Source organism: Aquaspirillum sp., from assembly GCF_055136605.1.
Genome location: NZ_JBSQVP010000019.1, coordinates 34,000 through 51,746 on the forward strand (window position 1 = coordinate 34,000; position 17,747 = coordinate 51,746).

Sequence of the window (17,747 nt, forward strand, 5' to 3'; positions counted from 1 at the left end):
GGTGTTTTCCACACCAAGCTATCCCACTCTGTGAAAACAGAGTTGCCCGAGTTGTCAGATGAAAACATATATGTGTTTGATTTGTGCTTTTATTTATGATGAAGAAAAAGGTCGTCCCGAAGACGGTCTTCCCCCCGGTACACGTTGGGAAGATGTGCCGATGAATTGGACCTGCCCTGACTGTGGGGCACGGAAAGATGATTTTGAGATGGTGCAAATCTAAGCCGATAGAGCAAACTGCAGCCCTTCGTCCATGTTGGATTTAACGACAGATTCACTGTTTGGCATGGCGAGGGCTGTTGCAACGCTGCCCTGTGGTATCCCTGTATCACTCTCTGCGCTAGATTTGGCCGCTTTTGCCTTCTCTGCTACCATCCCGCTTGCTTTTTGTGATGATGTGCTATGCCTAAATACGCCAAAATTTCCCGTTCTCTGCCCATTACCTTTGCCAATGGTAATGCCGTGCGACAATTCGCTAAACACTGTGTGCGTTGTCGCCAATTGGTCTCTGGTGAGCATATGTATGGTGTGATGACTTTGGTTCAGGACAGAATTGTCCTTGCGGCAGAAGCACAATGCCCACATTGTCAGGCCAAATTTCCGGTCACGTGTGTGATTACCGACGACAAAAAAGTCCATCGTGTCGTGTTACCGATGACCATTTTGCGCTGGTGGTTAGCCTCGAGCCAAGCTGGTCGTCCCCGCCCTACGCCAACACGAGCGGAAGATTGGGAATACCCGACTCCCGTGGCCCCTACCCCCACTCCGCGTGTTGTCCGCCACACCCAACCCGACCAACGCTCGGGAGAGAGCATTGGTCGTTTTCAAGATGTTGCAATTCCCGCGTGGGTACAAGTTGACGGTATCCGCTATGTGTTTGCGCGGCCCGTGGTGGATAACGCCTCGCTATCACTGGCACCCCATGAATTGTTAATTGATGGTTGCCTAATTTTTACGCCCGAATAGTGTTTCGCTTAGAAATCTCCCCAACAGGCTTGCATGGCGGAGATGGTCGCTAAAGCAGCGGTTTCTGTCCGCAAGATGCGAGGCCCAAGTCGTAACGCTTGCCACCCCATCGCGAGGCATTGTTGTTCCTCTGCGGCAGAAAATCCCCCCTCGGGCCCAACCAACAACACAATTTCACTGGGTGGCTGAACAATATCGCGTAGGGCGTGCTGTCCCAATGGCGAGAGCAAAAAGTGCTGGCCGGCACCATTGACCGTCAATTCGTGTAAGTGGCGGGGTGGATGAATAATTGGCACCGTATTGCGGCCACACTGCTCACAGGCGGCAATCGCAACCCCTTCCCAATGGGCGCGTTTTTTCTGTTCACGTTCCCCTTGTAGGCGAGCTGCGCGTTCGCTGTGAATTGGGGTGAAGCTGGCAATCCCCAACTCGATGCCTTTTTGTAAGGTGAAATCCATGCGCTCGGCACTGGAAATGGCCTGCAATAAATGGATGGTTAAGGACGATTCGCGGCTGATGGCTTGGCGTTGCTGCGTTGTGACCCACACCTGCCGCTTTTCTAGGCGCACAATCTCGGCCACCACCTCCCCCCCCCGTCCATCAAATAAAACGATGGTTTCACCAAGACGTAAGCGCAACACCTGAATATGGCGCACGATGGCTTCGGGGAGGGAAACAAGTTGTTGTTCTGGAATCAGATCAGGAAGGAAAAATCGCGCCATTGTCTTGAAAGTCGTATTCGGAGAGGGTATTTTCTGTTGTCTGGTATTTTTTCTCCACCCCAATTTTCTTTACATGCTGCAGTGCGATCCGCTGTAGCGTGCGTCAGGAAGCCTCATGCAGGTTGTCGATCAGGTCATCCAAGCACTACGCACCATTGCACAAACCGAGGTGATGCCTCGTTTTTTGCGGGTGCATTCCACACGCAAACACGATGGTTCGCAGCTCACCGAAGCCGATTTGGCAACGCAAGCTGCTTTGGCACGTGATTTACCCAAAATTTTGCCCTATCCGGTTCTTGGTGAAGAAATGACCACCCAAGAACAAGAAGCCCTGTGGGCACAACATGCCCAAACCGGTCTGTGGGTGGTCGATCCCATCGATGGCACCACCAATTTTGTGCATGGCCTCCCCTATTTCGCGATTTCGGTGGCCTTGGTACAACAAGGCCGCAGTATATTAGGGGTGATTTATAACCCTGCCAGCAATGAAATGTTTTATGCCCGCAAAGGGGATGGCGCTTATCTCAATGGGACACCTCTGCCGCTGAAAGCCTCGCCAGCGGTGTTGTCTGACACCATCGCTTCAGTCGAGGTGAAATATCTGCGTAGCGGTAAGCTCTCGACCCGTTTGGCTTCATTGGCCCCTTGTGGCAGCCAACGCAATTTGGGCGCTTCTACGCTAGATTGGTGTTATGTCGCAGCCGGCCGGTTTGATCTCTACCTTCACGGTGGACAACGGCTATGGGATTACGCCGCAGGCTGTGTCATCTTAGAAGAAGCCGGTGGCAAGATGTGTACGTTAGAACACGATGAATATTGGGATGGTGCCCTGTGGCAACGCTCGGTTGTCGCCGCTTTAGATGCCAATTTATTTGAACAATGGCGAAAGTGGGTACGAGCGAATCGCTAAGAGAACATCATGGATGCCGATCTGCTATGGTCTTTGTTATGTCCCGCCTGTCAACAGCGCCTGCAATATGGCAGTGCTGATGCCTCTTTACCGATGATTCACCCCACCCGCCCCGCAGAAGGGGCGGCGTTGGATGTCTTGTCGTTGTTGGCAGAAGGTGCCCCTTTACCATTGATTTTAGAGACCATCGTTCTCGGGATCGAACAAGCCAACCGTGATGTGTGGTGCAGTATTTTGCTGCTGGATGAAGAGGGCAAGCGATTGCGCCACGGGGCCGCACCGAGTTTGCCGACTTTTTATAATCAAGCGATTGACGGCATTGAAATCGGACTCGGTATCGGAGCCTGTGGTGAGGCAGCCTATACTGGGCAGCGTGTGATTGTAGAATCTGTCCATGAGCATCCCAATTGGCATGGCTACACCACATTGGCCGAACAAGCAGGGTTGGCCTCCTGTTGGTCTGAACCGATTATCTCAAGCACAGGCCAAATTCTCGGTACCTTTGCCCTCTATCATCCTTTTCCCGCGACACCAACCGCCGCTGATATTGGTTTGATCCAGCAGGCGGCTAAATTGGCCGAAATTGCTATCGAGCGTTTTCAGGCTTTAGAAGCCCTACGCATTAGCGAAGAACGCCACCGGCTGTTAGCCGATCATGCCCAAGATGTGATTTGGATTATGGATTTGAAGGGGCGTTTTACCTACGTCAGCCCCTCGGTGGAGCGTTTACGCGGTTACACCGTGGCCGAGGTCATGGGGCAAACCTTTGACGAGCGCTTAGCCCCTGCTTCTCGTGCTTTGGCACAAGCTCACCTCAATCATGCACTATCAGAGGTCGCACAAGGGCGACCGTTCCCAGCACAATCGGCTGAATATGAACAACTGTGTAAAGACGGTTCAACTGTTTGGGTCGAGGTCAGTACCTCGGGAATTTATGGCAGCAAAGGGCAGTTTATTGGTGTACTTGGTGTATCGCGTAATATTTCCGAGCGTAAAAAACAAGAAGCCTATCTATTAGCACTCAATCGTTTTCACCAAGCAGCGGGTGAATTGGCGTTGCTCACGGCACAACTGCGGATTGATGATGTTGACAGTGGTTTGTTGGGCTGTTTAGAAATTCTCGGCCGTTTTTTACGCGCAACACGCGCCTATATTTTCTCGAACGATTTCACCGCCTGTACGTGGTCAAACACCCATGAATGGTGTTTACCGGAGGTGTTACCACAGCAAGAGGAGCTACAAGGGGTGCCGTTTGAGGTGTTTCCCGGCTTGATTGATATTTTCTTGCAGGGAGAGCCGCTGGTGGTACCAACGTTGGACAATCTGCCGCCTGCCATGCAAGGCTCGGGGCGCGAGATTTTAGCCAGCCAAGGCATTTTATCGTTGATTATGCACCCGATGCGGGTGGATGGCCGCTTAATTGGTTTTGTCGGCTTTGATGATACCGAGCAAGAACGGCAATTCAGCGAGACTGAGCAGGCTTTTTTGCGCCTTGCTGCCGATAATTTCGCTGCCACCCTCGCCCGTCACCAACAATATCTGCAAGAACAAGCGGCACGACGTCAGCTCGAAGCGGTTAATCAGCAATTACAACAGGCCTTAGCACAACGCGAACATATCCAACAGCGGATGCAATATTTGGCACAGCACGATGCCCTAACTGGTTTGCCAAATCGCACTTTATTTGCCGAATCGCTGCAATATGAGTTGGATGCGGGTCAGCCTTGTGTCTTGATGTTTCTCGATCTTGATCACTTTAAGCCGGTTAACGATACCTATGGTCATGCCATCGGTGATGTCTTGTTGCAACAAGCCGCAGCGCGGATGCAAGTTTGTTTACGGCTCGGCGATATGGTGGCACGGATTGGGGGGGATGAGTTTGTGGTGTTATTGCCGCATACCCAGCAAACCGAATTGGCGACACAGATGGCTGAACAGATTTGCCAACAGTTGGTACAACCGTTTGTGATCGATGATCATACGCTACGCATTTCCTGTAGCATCGGTATCGCCCTCTCGCCCGAACATGGCACCACTGAAATCGAACTCTCAAAACAGGCTGATGCTGCGATGTATCACGCTAAGCGGTCGGGGCGAGGTCGTTGGCAACTCTATTCCCCTACACTGGCGGCAACAGCAATGTCTGTTGACTACTAAAACACCGAGCTTCATTGGTATACGGGTCGATAAAACGGATTTCCTTGGCTAATAGTTGCAACGGTTGGCTAAAGTCATCGCTCACCGTTGGGTGAAGCGTGGGATACCAACGGTCGTGGCGAATCGGTATCCCTAATTGCGCCATGTGCAGGCGCAGTTGGTGTTTTTTTCCGGTTAAGGGTTGCAACTGATAACGCGCCCACTGATCGTTATGTGCCAATATCGCCATAGCCGTTTCACTGTTGATTTCACCCGCTACCTCTTCCATTAAAAAAGAATCAGCGCGCTCTTGTAGATGGCTGCGGTAGTGACGTGGGAAAGGCAATTCTGGCCGAAATCGAGCGATGGCATGGTAAGTTTTTTGTACTTGCCGCAGTCGAAATAACGCTTGATAGGCATCACGACAGCGGGGGTCGATACATAACAACATCACACCAGCCGTTTCACGGTCTAAGCGATGTAAGGCACTGAGATTAGGCAAGTTTAAGCGGTGTTGCAGACGATAGAGCAAGGTTTCGCGCTGGTGTTGCCCAGCAGGCATACAGGCTAAGAAATGCGGTTTATCGACCACCAACAAGCGTTCATCACGGTATAACACCTGCTCACAAAACGGCACTGGTGTTTCTTGTACTTCCTCTCGTTGATAAAACAACGCCAACCCGGGACGATAGGGCATATCAGGATGACAAGGACGTTGTTCACTATCCCAGACTCGCCCCTCAGCAAAACGCCCTAACCACACTTCACGGCTGACATGGCGAAATCGACTCAGCAAAAAACTGAGTAAGTCTGGCCAGTGGCCAGCAGGTAACACTAGGCGATGTACCATCGGGTTTAGCGACTGCGATTCCATAACAAAATGGCCTCTTTGCGGTTATCCGCTTGGGCACCAATGGTGCTGCAATTTCCCTGCTTGGGATAACGGGAACATTGCACCCAAAAGCGGCGTGATCCAGCTTTCACCACTTCAGCAGGAGAGCCACATTTTTGGCAGGGTTTAGGGACGGTAGGTTCGGGCGTAGCAGAGGTCATGATTATTTCTCAACGAAAAATGGCAATATGCCCCAATCCGGCAAGCAAGACAAACCATGATGGAACTTGCTGCCTAATTGGGTTTCTGAAGATGGATATTGTGGTGGAAGGTTTGATATGTCGGTGATTGCGCGTTATCTGCTGCTTGCCTGTCTGTGTGGCAACATGCTCCCCGTGTCTGCACACACTGCAGCCTTGCCCGATTTAGGTGATTCGGCACGGGCAGGATTCTCGGTACAACAAGAACGGGCGATTGGACGACAAGCGATTGCCAAGATGTATGAAGTGGGTGCCTTGGTGGATGATGTGGATGGCCAACAGTACCTGCAACAGTTGGGACAACGATTATTGCAGCACAGCCCGATGTCTGAGCACAGTTATCGTTTTTTATTGATTGACGACAACAGTATCAATGCTTTTGCAATGCCGGGAGGCGTGATTGGGATTCATAGCGGTCTGCTGTTTGCTGCCGAGAATGAATCGGAATTGGCCTCGGTATTAGCCCACGAAATGGCGCATGTTTCACAACGCCATATTGCGCGCATGGTCGAGCAACAAGGCAACAACTCATTATTGATGTTTGGCACGTTGTTAGCTGCCATTCTGGCCGCCAGTGTGTCAGGTAATCATCAAGTTGCCGCTGCGGCTGCTAATGTTGGCCCCGGTTTAGCAATTCAAAACCAGTTAGCCTACAGCCGTGACTTTGAACGTGAAGCCGACCGTCTTGGCATGGAGATTTTACTCAAAGCAGGGTTTAATCCGCAGGGCATGAGTGACTTTTTTCGCCGCCTACACCAATCCACGCGCCTCAATGATAACAATGCCCTTGCTTTCTTACGCACTCATCCAATGAGCAGCGAACGTCTGACCGAAAGCGAAAGCCGCGCCGCCAATCTGCCAAGCAAAATGGTAGCCGACTCGCTGGATTTTTTGCTGTTGCGGGAACGGTTGCGGGTGAAACAACACGGCACGCTGGCTGCGATTGGGTTTTATGAAGAGGCACTCAAACAGGGACGGTTTCGCTCGGAGGCTGTCACGCAATATGGCTTGGCTTATGCCCAAGCGCAAGCCAAACAATGGTCAGCGGCACAGCTAAGTTTGCAGCGTAGTGAAAAACTGGGGCAGCCACATCCGGCGCTCACTCAACTGGCGGCGACCATTCAATTAGGGCAACAGAACACACCGACCGCACTTGCCATCTTCCAACAGGGCCGGCAACGTTGGCCAGCACATCTTGGATTGATCTATGGCGAGATTGATACCGCTTTGTTGGTCAAAGACCGCCCTCGTGCGCAGTCGTTGTTAGAAGCGGCATTAAAACGCTGGCCAGAAGATCCTGCCCTGTGGCAAAAACAAGCCAAGTTATACGCCGATCGTGAACCGTTGCGTTATCACTATGCCCTAGGCAATGGCTATTTCTACCAACACCGTTTTGGCCCAGCGTTAGAACAATATCAACTCGCCCATCACAGCCAAGGTGAGGATTTTTACCTACGCTCGGTTTTAGACGTCCGTATGCGCGAAGCACAACAACGCTTGCAAGAGGAAAAAAATGCGAAGTCGTAAAAGGTTGGGCTACCTGTGCTTGGCAACCCAACTTACACGGGTTCTAATTTAGATTAGAACTGGTAACGACCTTTTAACCACCAAGTCCGACCCGGTTCATTGACCCGCAGGGTTTGTTCATAGCCGGCGGGTTGTGCCATACCGCCGGGCATGCCGCGACTGATTGGTTCGGCATAGCTGCGGTCAAATAAGTTATCTACCCCAGCGATCAACGACAATGATTTTTCTGGCTTCCAACCACCATACAGCGACACGGTGCTAAAGCCGGCAGCAGGTGTGGATAAGTCCATATTGAAGACATTACCGCGTGTCGGATCAAGACGGGTTTGTCGTGCAACAGCACGCACTGAAGCACCAGCAGAGAAAACGCCATCATCGTAATCAATCGCTAAGCGGCCTTCGAGCGGTGGTGTTTGTGCCAAGGGCCGACCGCTGCTGTCATTACGACCATACACATAGGCAACACTGGCTTGTGCTTGCCAATGTTTGGCAAACCGCCAGCTAATGTCAGCCTCACCCCCTAGACGGGTTGCATCAATATTGGCCGCGCTTGCCATCGAGAAATGAGGGGCATTCGGGTATTGTGCCAAAATAAAATCATCAATCTTGGCGTAAAATACACTGGCATTCGCTCGCCAATCCCCTTGCCGCCATGACAAGCCAAGATCCAATTGTGTTTGTTTCTCTGGATTCAGCAAGAAGGCGTTATTGCCTTTGGTACGCTCCCAATAATCTGCCGCGCGTTCGGTATACCCTACCCCCGCAAACCATAACCATTGTGGCGTAGTTTGTTGCTCAAATCGGATAAAACCACCGTGTAACGTGTCACGATCAGTGACCCCTGCAGTTTTTGAAGCACTGTTAGCACGTTGATCGGTCGCTTCGTGCTGATCGACACGCCATCCAGCCAAAATTCGACTTTGTTCCGACAGCGTATATTTGCCTTCAAGATAGATCCCTTGGCGGCTAAAGCGCATATCGGGAGTTCGTGCTTGTTGTTGATAGTTCACTCCACTACGGGCAGTGTGCCAATCATGTTGTATATCAGCACCAAGATTCAGGGTGAGTTGATCAAAACTCAGTTCTGCATCCACTTTGGCACCTTCTACTTCACGATCGGGATTACTTAATGCCCACGCTGATTTCATCGCGGGAGGCCGACGCAAAGAGAAGTTGTCCATCACATGATCAACGTAGCTGTGATAGTAAGACGCCGAGACCTTATTTAACCAAGGCGTGATCTGACGGCGTTCAGCCTTAATCTGCCACGCATCGCGGTCAAACTTTGCGCCATCCATCATTCTGTCAGCGTAAGCGCCTTCGCCACGGCTCCAGTCATAAGAGAATTCCAATAAGGTCTGACTGTCTGGTGTCCAACCCACAGTCGCGGCTGCGCTATGGCGACGGGCAGCAGAATTGACCCGCACACCCTCTCCATCACGATAGTCACCGCTTTCATTACGTTGACCTGATAAGCGAATCCAACCTAACTCCGAGCCCGCCAATAGATTGAGTGATTGGTCATTACGATCAAAACTGGCCACTGTCGCTGAGATATCTCCACTCACACTCGGGCCGGTAAAAGTGGGCGTATCACGTTCAAAACTGACACTACCGGCTAATGGCACTGGGCCATGTTGCACACTTTGAGGGCCTTTGCTGACAACAACTCGATCAAACATATCTGGATAGATATAGGCTGTTGGAGGATCCATCCGCATCCCACAGCCACCAAAGGCACTGCTGCCATCAATCAAAATATTTAAGCGGCCTGCGCCTAAGCCACGTAACAAAGGATCGCCCCCCGAGCCCCCTTTACGGGTCACGCTAAACCCTGGAATACTCTTGAGCAACCCCGCACCGTCTGCCGCTGGCAAAGGTTGGCGTGGCGCTTTCGCATCGGTGATGATCGTCAACGGATCCCGCATGGGGGTGGCAGTCACCACAATCGGCTCAAGTGTGGCGGGATCGGTATTAGCATAAACGGTACTGGCACTGCTGAGGGCACAGGCAGCGATGAAGAAGGAACGGGGATTCATCGGTCGGTGTCGCTTTATTGGAAAAAATAAAGCTGCAATGATAAAGACATGAAATTATCTTGCTAATGTGGCAAAACGTCGCACCTGTGACTCCAGTGCATAAAAAATACCCCACCTTTTGGTGGGGTATTTTTGTTTCAACCTAGTGCAAATTAAGAATTCAGCGCCAAAGCCGACTGTTTCTCAATTTGTTTGTTGACATACCACTGCTGCGCCATCGACAGAATATTGTTGACGACCCAGTACAACACCAAACCAGCAGGGAAGAAGAAGAACATCACCGAGAAAGCCAATGGCATGATTTTCATCATCTTCGCTTGCAAAGGATCGGGTGGAGGTGGGTTGAGGAAGGTTTGCGCGAACATCGTCGCAGCCATGATCACAGGCAGAATGTAGAACGGATCAGGGCGCGATAAGTCTTCAATCCAACCTAACCAAGGCGCTTGACGCAGTTCGACCGAAGCCAACAATGCCCAATACAAACCGATGAACACCGGAATTTGAATCAAAATCGGTAAGCATCCACCCAAAGGGTTGATCTTCTCGGTTTTGTACATTTCCATCATCGCTTGCTGCATTTTCATGCGGTCGTCGCCGTATTGCTCTTTCAAGCGTTGTAGGCGAGGAGCCACCGCTTTCATTTTTGCCATCGAGCGATAGCTGGCGGCAGACAACGGATAGAAAGCGGCTTTAATTAACACCGTCAGCAAGACAATCGACCAACCCCAGTTCCCCACCAACTGATGCAAACGATCCAACACCCAGAACAGGGGCTTGGCGATGATGGTGGTCCAACCATAGTCTTTGGTTAAGTCCAAGCCCGGTGCAATCGCTTCTAAGGTACGCGTCTCTTCAGGTCCAGCATAGAGCGGTATCGAGAAGCTGCTGGTTTGACCGGCGGCAATGGCAGGTAAGGTAACAATCGTACCCGCTGAGTAAAGACCATTGCTTGCAGGCTTCAACTCAAAACGACATGCGGTTGCTGTTTGGCACAGGGTTTTACCGTCATTGGTTTTTAAAATCCACGCTGTAGCAAAATAATGCTGCAACATGGCAACCCAGCCGTTATCCGCCTGTTTAACGTATTCAGCCTTATTCTTGTCTAAATCTTCAAACTTAACCTTTTGAAACTTGCCTTCTTCGGTGTAAACCGCTGGGCCGGTAAAGGTATAAGCTAAAGAATTTTCCCCCTCTGGGGCTTGACCATCACGCAAGAAGCGATAGTAAGCCTCGAGCGACAAGGGCTGATTGCTTTGGTTGACCACCTCGTGGCGAACATCAATTAAGTAGCTACCACGGGTGAAGCGATAGACCTTGCGAACCTCGACACCATTCACTGCTGGCGCGGTAAGAACCACATCCACATGGTCTTGCCCTTGTTGCAGTTGATAGCGAGTTTTGCCAGCTTGGAAAATCGTTTTGTGTGATGGCAGGTTAGGATGTTGTGCCGAAATCAAACCGCTTTGAGCGATATACGTCCGGCCTCCGTCATCTTGTAGCAGCAAGAAAGGCTGTTTGGGATCGTGCACAGCCCCTTGCTTCAACAACTCCATACGCCGGATATCCCCGCCTTGGGTGTCAATCACCACCCGCAACAAATCGGTTTCGACTTGAATGCGCTGTGCTTTTAACAACTGCCCCGCAGCAGCAGGCTCAACTGTTTTCGTCGCTGTGGTTGGCGTTGGTGTCGGGGTGTCTGTGGAAGCCGTCACTGCCGGTTTAGGTGGCGGAGGCGGCGCGAAAAATTCTTGCCACAACAGCAAGATGCTGAAGGACAGAATGATAAAAGCGATGAGTCTTTTGGTATCCATCTCGTTTCCGGGCTGGAGTCTAAGGAACTGGATCGTAACCACTGCCCCCAAGGGGGTGGCAACGACCTATGCGTTTTAGGGCCAAATAACCGCCTTTGATCGCACCATGTTTTTGGACTGCTTCGAGCGCATAGCTAGAACACGTCGGCTGATAGCGACAGCGCGGTGCAAGCCAAGGACTGATGGCGACTTGATAAAAGCGAATCAGGAAGATGAAGATGCGTGACATCGTGCCAGTTTCGTGAAAAGACTGCGTAAGGCCGAGCGGACCTCGGCAGCATGGCGACGGTCGAAAGGTTGACGCACTCGAACCACAAAGTCAACGCTACCTAGCCGTGCAGCACACAACCGAAAGGTTTCGCGTGTGGTTCGTTTCATATAGTTGCGTTTGATAGCGCGTTTGGCCACCTTTTTACCCACAACCAAACCCAGCCGAGCCTGACCCACTGTGTTGGGGCACGCATAGACTTGCACCCACTGATTGCTGCGCAAACTACGCAAACGAAAAACGGATGAAAAATCATCCGTTTTCAAAAGACGCTGTGTGCGGCGGAAGGAAAAAGCCAAGGCTATCAGACAGCCAAACGCTTACGGCCACGACCACGGCGTGCGTTGATCACAGCGCGTCCACCACGGGTTTTCATACGAACGCGGAAACCATGAGTGCGTTTGCGGCGGGTGACGGAAGGTTGGAAGGTGCGCTTCATGAACTAAGTTCCTATTCTGCAACAGAAAATAAACGTGAGATTACAACGCGTCCTAACAAAATTGTCAATGGCAATTTTTAGGGTGGGCTGTGGATAACTTTTTGGAAAACGAGTAGAATCGCCGGCTTTAAGCCAAGTTATTCACAACCCGCGCTGTGTATTTTCTCATCGAACAACCACTTGCTAGTGGTGTTCCTCTTGTTGGATGTTGCTGTAATCGAATGGTTAATGACCCCAAACGTCACAGCGAATAAAGCATCCGTTCTCCCTCCACCGTGCAGCAAACTTTGGGATTGAGCTCGCGGATCTGTTAACGTGGACCTCGCCGCATCATGACCGACTTTGATCAATTTTGGCCTCTGTGTCTGTCTCGTTTTCAGACAGAACTCTCGGCCCAACAATTCAACACATGGATCAAGCCGCTGCACTGTGAAGTGAAAGAACAGGGTTTGGTGTTGTACGCGCCCAATCGCTTCGTCTTGCAATTTATCAAAGAGCGTTTTTTCGCTCGGATTGAAACCTTTGCCGAAGAAGCAGGGATGGCGGGGGTTGAAATAGAGTTGCGGATTGCCACACCAGCCAGTGCCCCCAAAACACCGCCCTCGCGTCTTGCCCCTGCTCGGGTGGTTGCGGCGCCGGCGATTTTAACGCCGCCCCCTTCACCAGCCAGCATCACTGCAACCAAACCAACCAGCAAACCAATTGGTAGCGGCCACGAAAGCACGCGTCTGAACCCAGCGTTTACTTTTGACAGTCTGGTGACCGGTAAAGGTAACCAGCTGGCACGCGCAGCGGCGATGCAAATTGCCGAGCATCCTGGCGACCCGACTTACAACCCTTTCTTTGTGTACGGCGGGGTGGGGCTGGGGAAAACTCACTTAATTCAAGCGGTGGGAAATTTGGTTTATCAAAAAAACCCCCACGCTAAAATTCGTTATGTTCATGCCGAACGTTATGTGGCAGATATTATGCGTGCCTATCAGCATAAATCGTTCGATGACTTTAAGCGCTACTACCACTCTCTCGATTTGTTGCTGATTGACGATATTCAGTTCTTTGCCGGCAAAAACCGCACCATGGAAGAATTCTTCTATGCCTTTAATTCACTGTTAGAAAGTGGTAAACAGGTGATTATGACCTGTGACACCTACCCCAAACAGATTGAAGGGATGGATGAACGCCTGATTTCGCGTTTTTCATGGGGTTTAACGGTGGAAATTCAGCCACCAGAACTTGAAATGCGGGTGGCGATTTTGATGAAAAAAGCCGAAGCCGATCATCTTAAACTCGAACACAACGTGGCCTTTTTTATTGCCCAAAACGTGCGCTCGAACGTAAGGGAATTGGAAGGGGCACTCAAGCGGGTAGCGGCTTATGCGCGCTTTAGCAATCTGCCCATCACCCTACCGTTAGTGAAAGAATCGCTTAAAGATTTACTGGCGGCAGGCAATCGGCAAATCTCTATCGACAATATCCAAAAAACCGTTGCTGAGTATTTCAAGCTGAAGTTGGCGGATATGTACTCACAAAAACGCAAACGCGAAATTGCTCGTCCACGGCAAATTGCGATGTGTTTGGCCAAAGAACTCACCGAATTGAGTTTGCCTAATATCGGTGATGCGTTTGGTGGTCGTGATCACACCACGGTGATGCACGCCTGTAAAACCATACACAGTCTGCGAGAGAGTGACGCCGAACTCGCCCGCGACTACACCACCCTACTCAATATGTTGCGCGGTTAACGCCGTTTCCAACTGAGAGCGACTACAGTGATTGAGGAATAAGCCATGTTGATTTTGCAAGCCGACCGCGACGATCTACTCAAACCTTTATCTGCGGTGACCGGCATTGTTGAACGCCGCCACACCCTACCGATTTTGGCCAATGTGTTAATCCAAAAACGGGGCAATACCGTCAGTTTTCTAGCCACCGACCTTGAGATTCAAGTCACCACCGCCAGCCCCGATACGATTGTCGGGCCAGATTTTTCTTTGACCACCTCGGCAAAGAAGCTGCAAGACATTTTGCGAGCGATTCCCGAACATTCGACCGTGTCGTTTGAACATGAAGACAACCGGCTGAGCGTGAAAGCCGGACGGAGCCGGTTTCAATTACAAACTCTGCCCGCCGATGATTTCCCCTTGTTAGCGGTCAATCAACAAGCCCAAGCCCAACTCACCCTGTCACAAAAAGTGTTCAAAGATTTGCTGTCGCAAGTGCAATACGCGATGGCAGTGCAAGACATCCGTTATTACCTCAACGGGATGATGTTTATCATGGCCGGCGATCAGGTGAAATTGGTGGCAACAGATGGTCACCGTTTGGCGTATGCCAACACCACTTTGCAAGTGGATTACCCCACTTCACACGCTGAAGCGATTTTGCCGCGCAAAACCATCTTGGAATTGACCAAACAATTATCCGACCATGACGAGCCACTGTTGATTGAATTATTGGGCAATCAAGTGCGTTTTAGCTTTGGTGCCAGTGTGGTGGTGTCGAAGGTTGTCGATGGTAAATTCCCCGACTACAACCGCGTCATCCCATTAGATAACGACAAAATTTTCTTAATCGACCGCCAAGCATTACAACATGCTCTGCAACGGGCGGCGATTTTGGCCAATGAAAAATTCCGTGGTGTTCGCCTGATGTTAGAACCCGGAAAATTATCGGTGATGTGCAACAACAGCGAGCAAGAAGAAGCGCAAGAAGAACTCGAAATTGAATACGAGGGCGATACCCTAGAGATCGGTTTTAACATCAACTATCTGTTAGATGTGTTGAACCATGTCTCGGTTGATACGGTGCAAATTGCCTGCGGCGACCCAAATCGCAGCGCCTTATTTACCATCCCAGACAATCCCAATTTCAAATACATTGTGATGCCGATGCGAATTTAAGCCGCGTCCCGACAGTGAAGGGAACAATGTTTCACGTGAAACATTGTCGGTTTTTCCATACATGGCGATTAGACAGAAAGAATGCTCATGAGTGAACAGCAAGAATACGATTCCAGCAGTATCAAAGTGCTAAAAGGCTTGGATGCAGTGCGGAAGCGTCCTGGCATGTATATCGGCGATACCTCGGATGGAACAGGTTTACACCACATGGTGTTCGAGGTGTTGGACAACGCCATTGACGAGGCCTTGGCTGGGCACTGTGACACCATTCGTATCACCATTCACCCCGATCAATCGATCTCGATTGAAGATAACGGCCGTGGCATCCCAACCGACATTCACCCCGAAGAAGGCCGGTCGGCGGCAGAAGTCATCATGACGGTGTTACATGCTGGCGGTAAGTTTGATAGCAATAGCTACAAAATTTCTGGTGGGTTGCACGGTGTTGGGGTATCGGTGGTGAATGCGCTGTCTGATTGGTTGCGCCTCAAAATTTGGCGTGATGGTCATGTGCATGAAATGGAGTTTCGCCGTGGCGAACCTGTCGCTCCATTGCGGGCCACAGGGCAAAGCCAACACCGTGGCACCGAAGTCACGTTTATGGCCAGCCAAGAAACGTTTGGCTTGATTGAATACCACTATGAAATTTTAGCGAAACGGATTCGCGAGCTGTCTTTCTTGAATAATGGTGTGTCGATTATTCTTTCGGATAAGCGCACTGGCAAAGAAGAAAACTTTGCCTTTGCTGGTGGGGTCGCTGGGTTTGTGGAATACATGAACCGCAACAAGAGCCCGCTGCATGGCAAAATTTACTATGCCCAAGGTGAAAAAGAGGGCATGACAGTAGAAGTCGCTATGCAATGGAACGACTCCTATCAAGAATCGGTGCAATGTTTTACCAACAACATTCCACAACGTGATGGCGGCACCCACTTGACCGCATTACGCGCTGTCTTAACTCGCACCCTCAATCAATACATTGAGGAACACGAGTTTGCCAAAAAAGCCAAGGTGGAAACGGCCGGTGATGATATGCGCGAAGGTTTAACCTGCGTGCTTTCGGTGAAATTGCCTGATCCAAAATTCAGTTCACAAACCAAAGATAAACTGGTGTCGAGTGAAATCAGTCCGGTGGTGCAAGAAATTATCGGGCAAACGCTGCACGATTTCTTACAAGAGAACCCCAACGACGCCAAAATTATCTGTAGCAAAATTGTCGAGGCAGCACGTGCACGAGAAGCAGCGCGCAAAGCCCGTGAAATTACCCGTCGCAAAGGGGTGATGGATGGTTTGGGCTTGCCCGGTAAGTTAGCCGATTGCCAAGAAAAAGACCCTGCTTTGTCTGAACTGTATCTGGTGGAGGGTGACTCTGCTGGTGGGTCGGCAAAACAGGGGCGTGATCGTAAATTCCAAGCCATTTTGCCGTTAAAGGGCAAAATTTTGAATGTGGAACGGGCACGCTTCGACAAGATGATTGCTAGCCAAGAAGTCGCAACATTGATTACTGCAATGGGGACTGGCATCGGCAAAGAAGACTACAACCCCGAGAAATTGCGTTATCACCGCATTATTATCATGACCGATGCCGATGTGGATGGCGCGCACATTCGCACGCTGTTATTAACTTTCTTCTACCGGCAAATGCCGGAGCTGATCGAGCGTGGTCATGTCTATATCGCGCAGCCGCCGCTGTATAAGATGAAGCACGGTAAAACCGAGCGTTATCTTAAAGATGAACATGAGTTGAATCATGCGTTATTGGAGCTGGCTCTGAGCAACGCACAGATTATTCCTCGGGCAGGCGCAGAACCGTTGCAAGGCGAGGCTTTAGCCAATATTGCACGGCAATATATGGTGGCTCAGGCGGTAATTGAGCGTGAAAGTCGAGTGATTGATCCGTTGGTATTACATGCTTTGTTGTCTTGCCCACCGTTGCAGTTGGATAGTCAAGCTGCCGCGCAGCAGGCATTAGATACGCTCTCGGCACAACTCGACCCCGCATTGTTGCAGTTCAGTTTGGTGCATGATGATAAGAACGATCAATGGCGAATTCGGATTGTGCGGCAACAGCATGGTAATAGCACGGTGACGTCGATTGATGCCGATTTCTTGAACAGTGTGGATTATCAACATATCAAGACAACGGCAGGGGTGTTGTTAGGGTTGTTAGGGCCCGATGCGACAGTGCGCCGTGGTGAACAAGGCCGAGTGATTGCACATTTTGGTGAGGCGTTAACGTGGTTGTTGCAAGAGGCCCGTCGTGGTCTGAGCATTCAACGTTATAAAGGGTTGGGTGAAATGAACCCCGGACAGTTGTGGGAAACCACGATGGATCCGAATGTCCGCCGTTTGTTGAAGGTGCGGATTGAGGATGCGATGACGGCAGATGATGTGTTTACCACACTCATGGGCGACCACGTCGAACCACGCCGTGCTTTTATCGAAAGCAATGCGCTGATTGCACGGAATATCGACGTGTAATTTCGTTTCACCGCCTACACAAAACCGGCTACCAGATGGGGCCGGTTTTTTTATCTTTCTAACAGGCAATGCTGTCACCCCGAAGTTCGGTATGGAGGGCATAAGAGGTTCCCACCATCCTAGGCTTATCATCCACAAGCTATAATCAACTGTTACCTTAGCCCCACCTCAATCATGCTGCCGCTGCTCGATCCAAAGAACGATTACATTTTCAAACGTCTCTTTGCCCAATCACCCGAATTGCTGTCTGATCTCATCAACAGCATCCGCTACGATCAACCGCCGATTACCATCACCGATATTCTCAACCCCAATATCTCCGGTGAAGACCTCCACGCCAAAGAAATCGTGTTGGATGTCTTGGCCAAAGATGGGTTTGGCGTGCAATACAATATTGAAATTCAGGTGCGGAAACAGACGTATTGGGGAGAGCGAAGTTTGTATTACAGTTCGCGT

The 17,747-nt window shown here is 50.6% G+C and carries 17 protein-coding genes; 9 read left to right on the forward strand and 8 right to left on the reverse strand.

The features are described 5' to 3' along the window. Nucleotides 1-58: 58 nt before the first annotated feature. Nucleotides 59-223: a rubredoxin gene (locus ACTBZS_RS04945; RefSeq protein ID WP_022654759.1), complete on the forward strand. Its 165-nt coding sequence runs from the start codon at nt 59-61 to the stop codon at nt 221-223. A gap of 179 nt (nt 224-402) precedes the next feature. Continuing rightward, entirely contained in the window at nt 403-966 is a 564-nt protein-coding gene (locus tag ACTBZS_RS04950; RefSeq protein ID WP_463043452.1) for a hypothetical protein, read from the forward strand. A gap of 8 nt (nt 967-974) precedes the next feature. On the opposite strand, the gene ACTBZS_RS04955 is transcribed toward ACTBZS_RS04950, so the two are convergent. Next, the gene (locus tag ACTBZS_RS04955; RefSeq protein WP_460430637.1) at nt 975-1,688 is read right to left on the reverse strand and encodes a 16S rRNA (uracil(1498)-N(3))-methyltransferase; all 714 of its coding nucleotides are present in this window, start codon (nt 1,686-1,688) and stop codon (nt 975-977) included. A 115-nt stretch (nt 1,689-1,803) separates the two neighbouring features. On the opposite strand from ACTBZS_RS04955, the gene ACTBZS_RS04960 reads away from it, so the two are divergent. After that, entirely contained in the window at nt 1,804-2,598 is a 795-nt protein-coding gene (locus ACTBZS_RS04960) for an inositol monophosphatase family protein (RefSeq protein ID WP_460430636.1), read from the forward strand. A gap of 9 nt (nt 2,599-2,607) precedes the next feature. Further along, complete coding sequence (locus ACTBZS_RS04965) at nt 2,608-4,755, forward strand: sensor domain-containing diguanylate cyclase (protein ID WP_463043453.1); 2,148 nt, start codon at nt 2,608-2,610, stop codon at nt 4,753-4,755. On the opposite strand, the gene ACTBZS_RS04970 is transcribed toward ACTBZS_RS04965, so the two are convergent. Both ACTBZS_RS04970 and ACTBZS_RS04975 read right to left on the reverse strand, forming a co-directional pair. Next, complete coding sequence (locus tag ACTBZS_RS04970) at nt 4,718-5,608, reverse strand: pseudouridine synthase (RefSeq protein WP_463043454.1); 891 nt, start codon at nt 5,606-5,608, stop codon at nt 4,718-4,720. The genes ACTBZS_RS04965 and ACTBZS_RS04970 overlap by 38 nt on opposite strands. After that, the gene (locus tag ACTBZS_RS04975) at nt 5,590-5,787 is read right to left on the reverse strand and encodes a Lar family restriction alleviation protein (protein ID WP_463043455.1); all 198 of its coding nucleotides are present in this window, start codon (nt 5,785-5,787) and stop codon (nt 5,590-5,592) included. Before ACTBZS_RS04975 ends, ACTBZS_RS04970 begins: the two co-directional genes overlap by 19 nt. A 117-nt stretch (nt 5,788-5,904) precedes the next feature. On the opposite strand from ACTBZS_RS04975, the gene ACTBZS_RS04980 reads away from it, so the two are divergent. Next, nucleotides 5,905-7,353 (forward strand): M48 family metalloprotease, encoded by a 1,449-nt coding sequence (locus ACTBZS_RS04980; RefSeq protein WP_463043456.1) that lies wholly within the window; start codon nt 5,905-5,907, stop codon nt 7,351-7,353. Between the two features lie 53 nt (nt 7,354-7,406). Here the strand turns inward: ACTBZS_RS04980 and ACTBZS_RS04985 are convergent, their stop codons facing one another. The 5 genes from ACTBZS_RS04985 to rpmH all read right to left on the reverse strand — a co-directional run bounded on the left by ACTBZS_RS04985 (nt 7,407) and on the right by rpmH (nt 11,910). Next, the gene (locus ACTBZS_RS04985) at nt 7,407-9,392 is read right to left on the reverse strand and encodes a TonB-dependent copper receptor (protein ID WP_463043457.1); all 1,986 of its coding nucleotides are present in this window, start codon (nt 9,390-9,392) and stop codon (nt 7,407-7,409) included. A 152-nt stretch (nt 9,393-9,544) separates the two neighbouring features. Beyond that, on the reverse strand, nt 9,545-11,203 hold the full coding sequence (gene yidC / locus ACTBZS_RS04990) for a membrane protein insertase YidC (RefSeq protein ID WP_463043458.1): 1,659 nt from the start codon (nt 11,201-11,203) through the stop codon (nt 9,545-9,547). A gap of 19 nt (nt 11,204-11,222) precedes the next feature. Next, entirely contained in the window at nt 11,223-11,432 is a 210-nt protein-coding gene (yidD, locus tag ACTBZS_RS04995; protein ID WP_081642694.1) for a membrane protein insertion efficiency factor YidD, read from the reverse strand. Further along, on the reverse strand, nt 11,408-11,770 hold the full coding sequence (rnpA, locus tag ACTBZS_RS05000; protein ID WP_460431038.1) for a ribonuclease P protein component: 363 nt from the start codon (nt 11,768-11,770) through the stop codon (nt 11,408-11,410). The genes yidD and rnpA overlap by 25 nt, the downstream gene beginning before the upstream one ends. Nucleotides 11,771-11,775: 5 nt before the next feature. Beyond that, nucleotides 11,776-11,910, reverse strand: a complete 135-nt coding sequence (gene rpmH / locus ACTBZS_RS05005) for a 50S ribosomal protein L34 (protein WP_022653334.1) — start codon at nt 11,908-11,910, stop codon at nt 11,776-11,778. A 332-nt stretch (nt 11,911-12,242) separates the two neighbouring features. Here rpmH and dnaA point away from each other — a divergent pair, with 332 nt between their 5' ends. The 4 genes from dnaA to ACTBZS_RS05025 form a co-directional block, all read left to right on the forward strand. Further along, a complete protein-coding gene (gene dnaA / locus ACTBZS_RS05010; protein ID WP_463043459.1) occupies nt 12,243-13,652 on the forward strand; it encodes a chromosomal replication initiator protein DnaA in 1,410 nt (469 codons plus the stop codon). 45 nt (nt 13,653-13,697) lie between these two features. Continuing rightward, entirely contained in the window at nt 13,698-14,810 is a 1,113-nt protein-coding gene (gene dnaN / locus ACTBZS_RS05015; protein WP_460431040.1) for a DNA polymerase III subunit beta, read from the forward strand. A gap of 87 nt (nt 14,811-14,897) precedes the next feature. Beyond that, nucleotides 14,898-17,291, forward strand: coding sequence for a DNA topoisomerase (ATP-hydrolyzing) subunit B (gene gyrB, locus ACTBZS_RS05020; RefSeq protein ID WP_460431041.1), 2,394 nt, complete (start codon nt 14,898-14,900; stop codon nt 17,289-17,291). A gap of 174 nt (nt 17,292-17,465) precedes the next feature. Next, nucleotides 17,466-17,747 (forward strand): Rpn family recombination-promoting nuclease/putative transposase (locus ACTBZS_RS05025; RefSeq protein WP_463043460.1); only part of this gene is annotated, 282 nt, incomplete at its 3' end.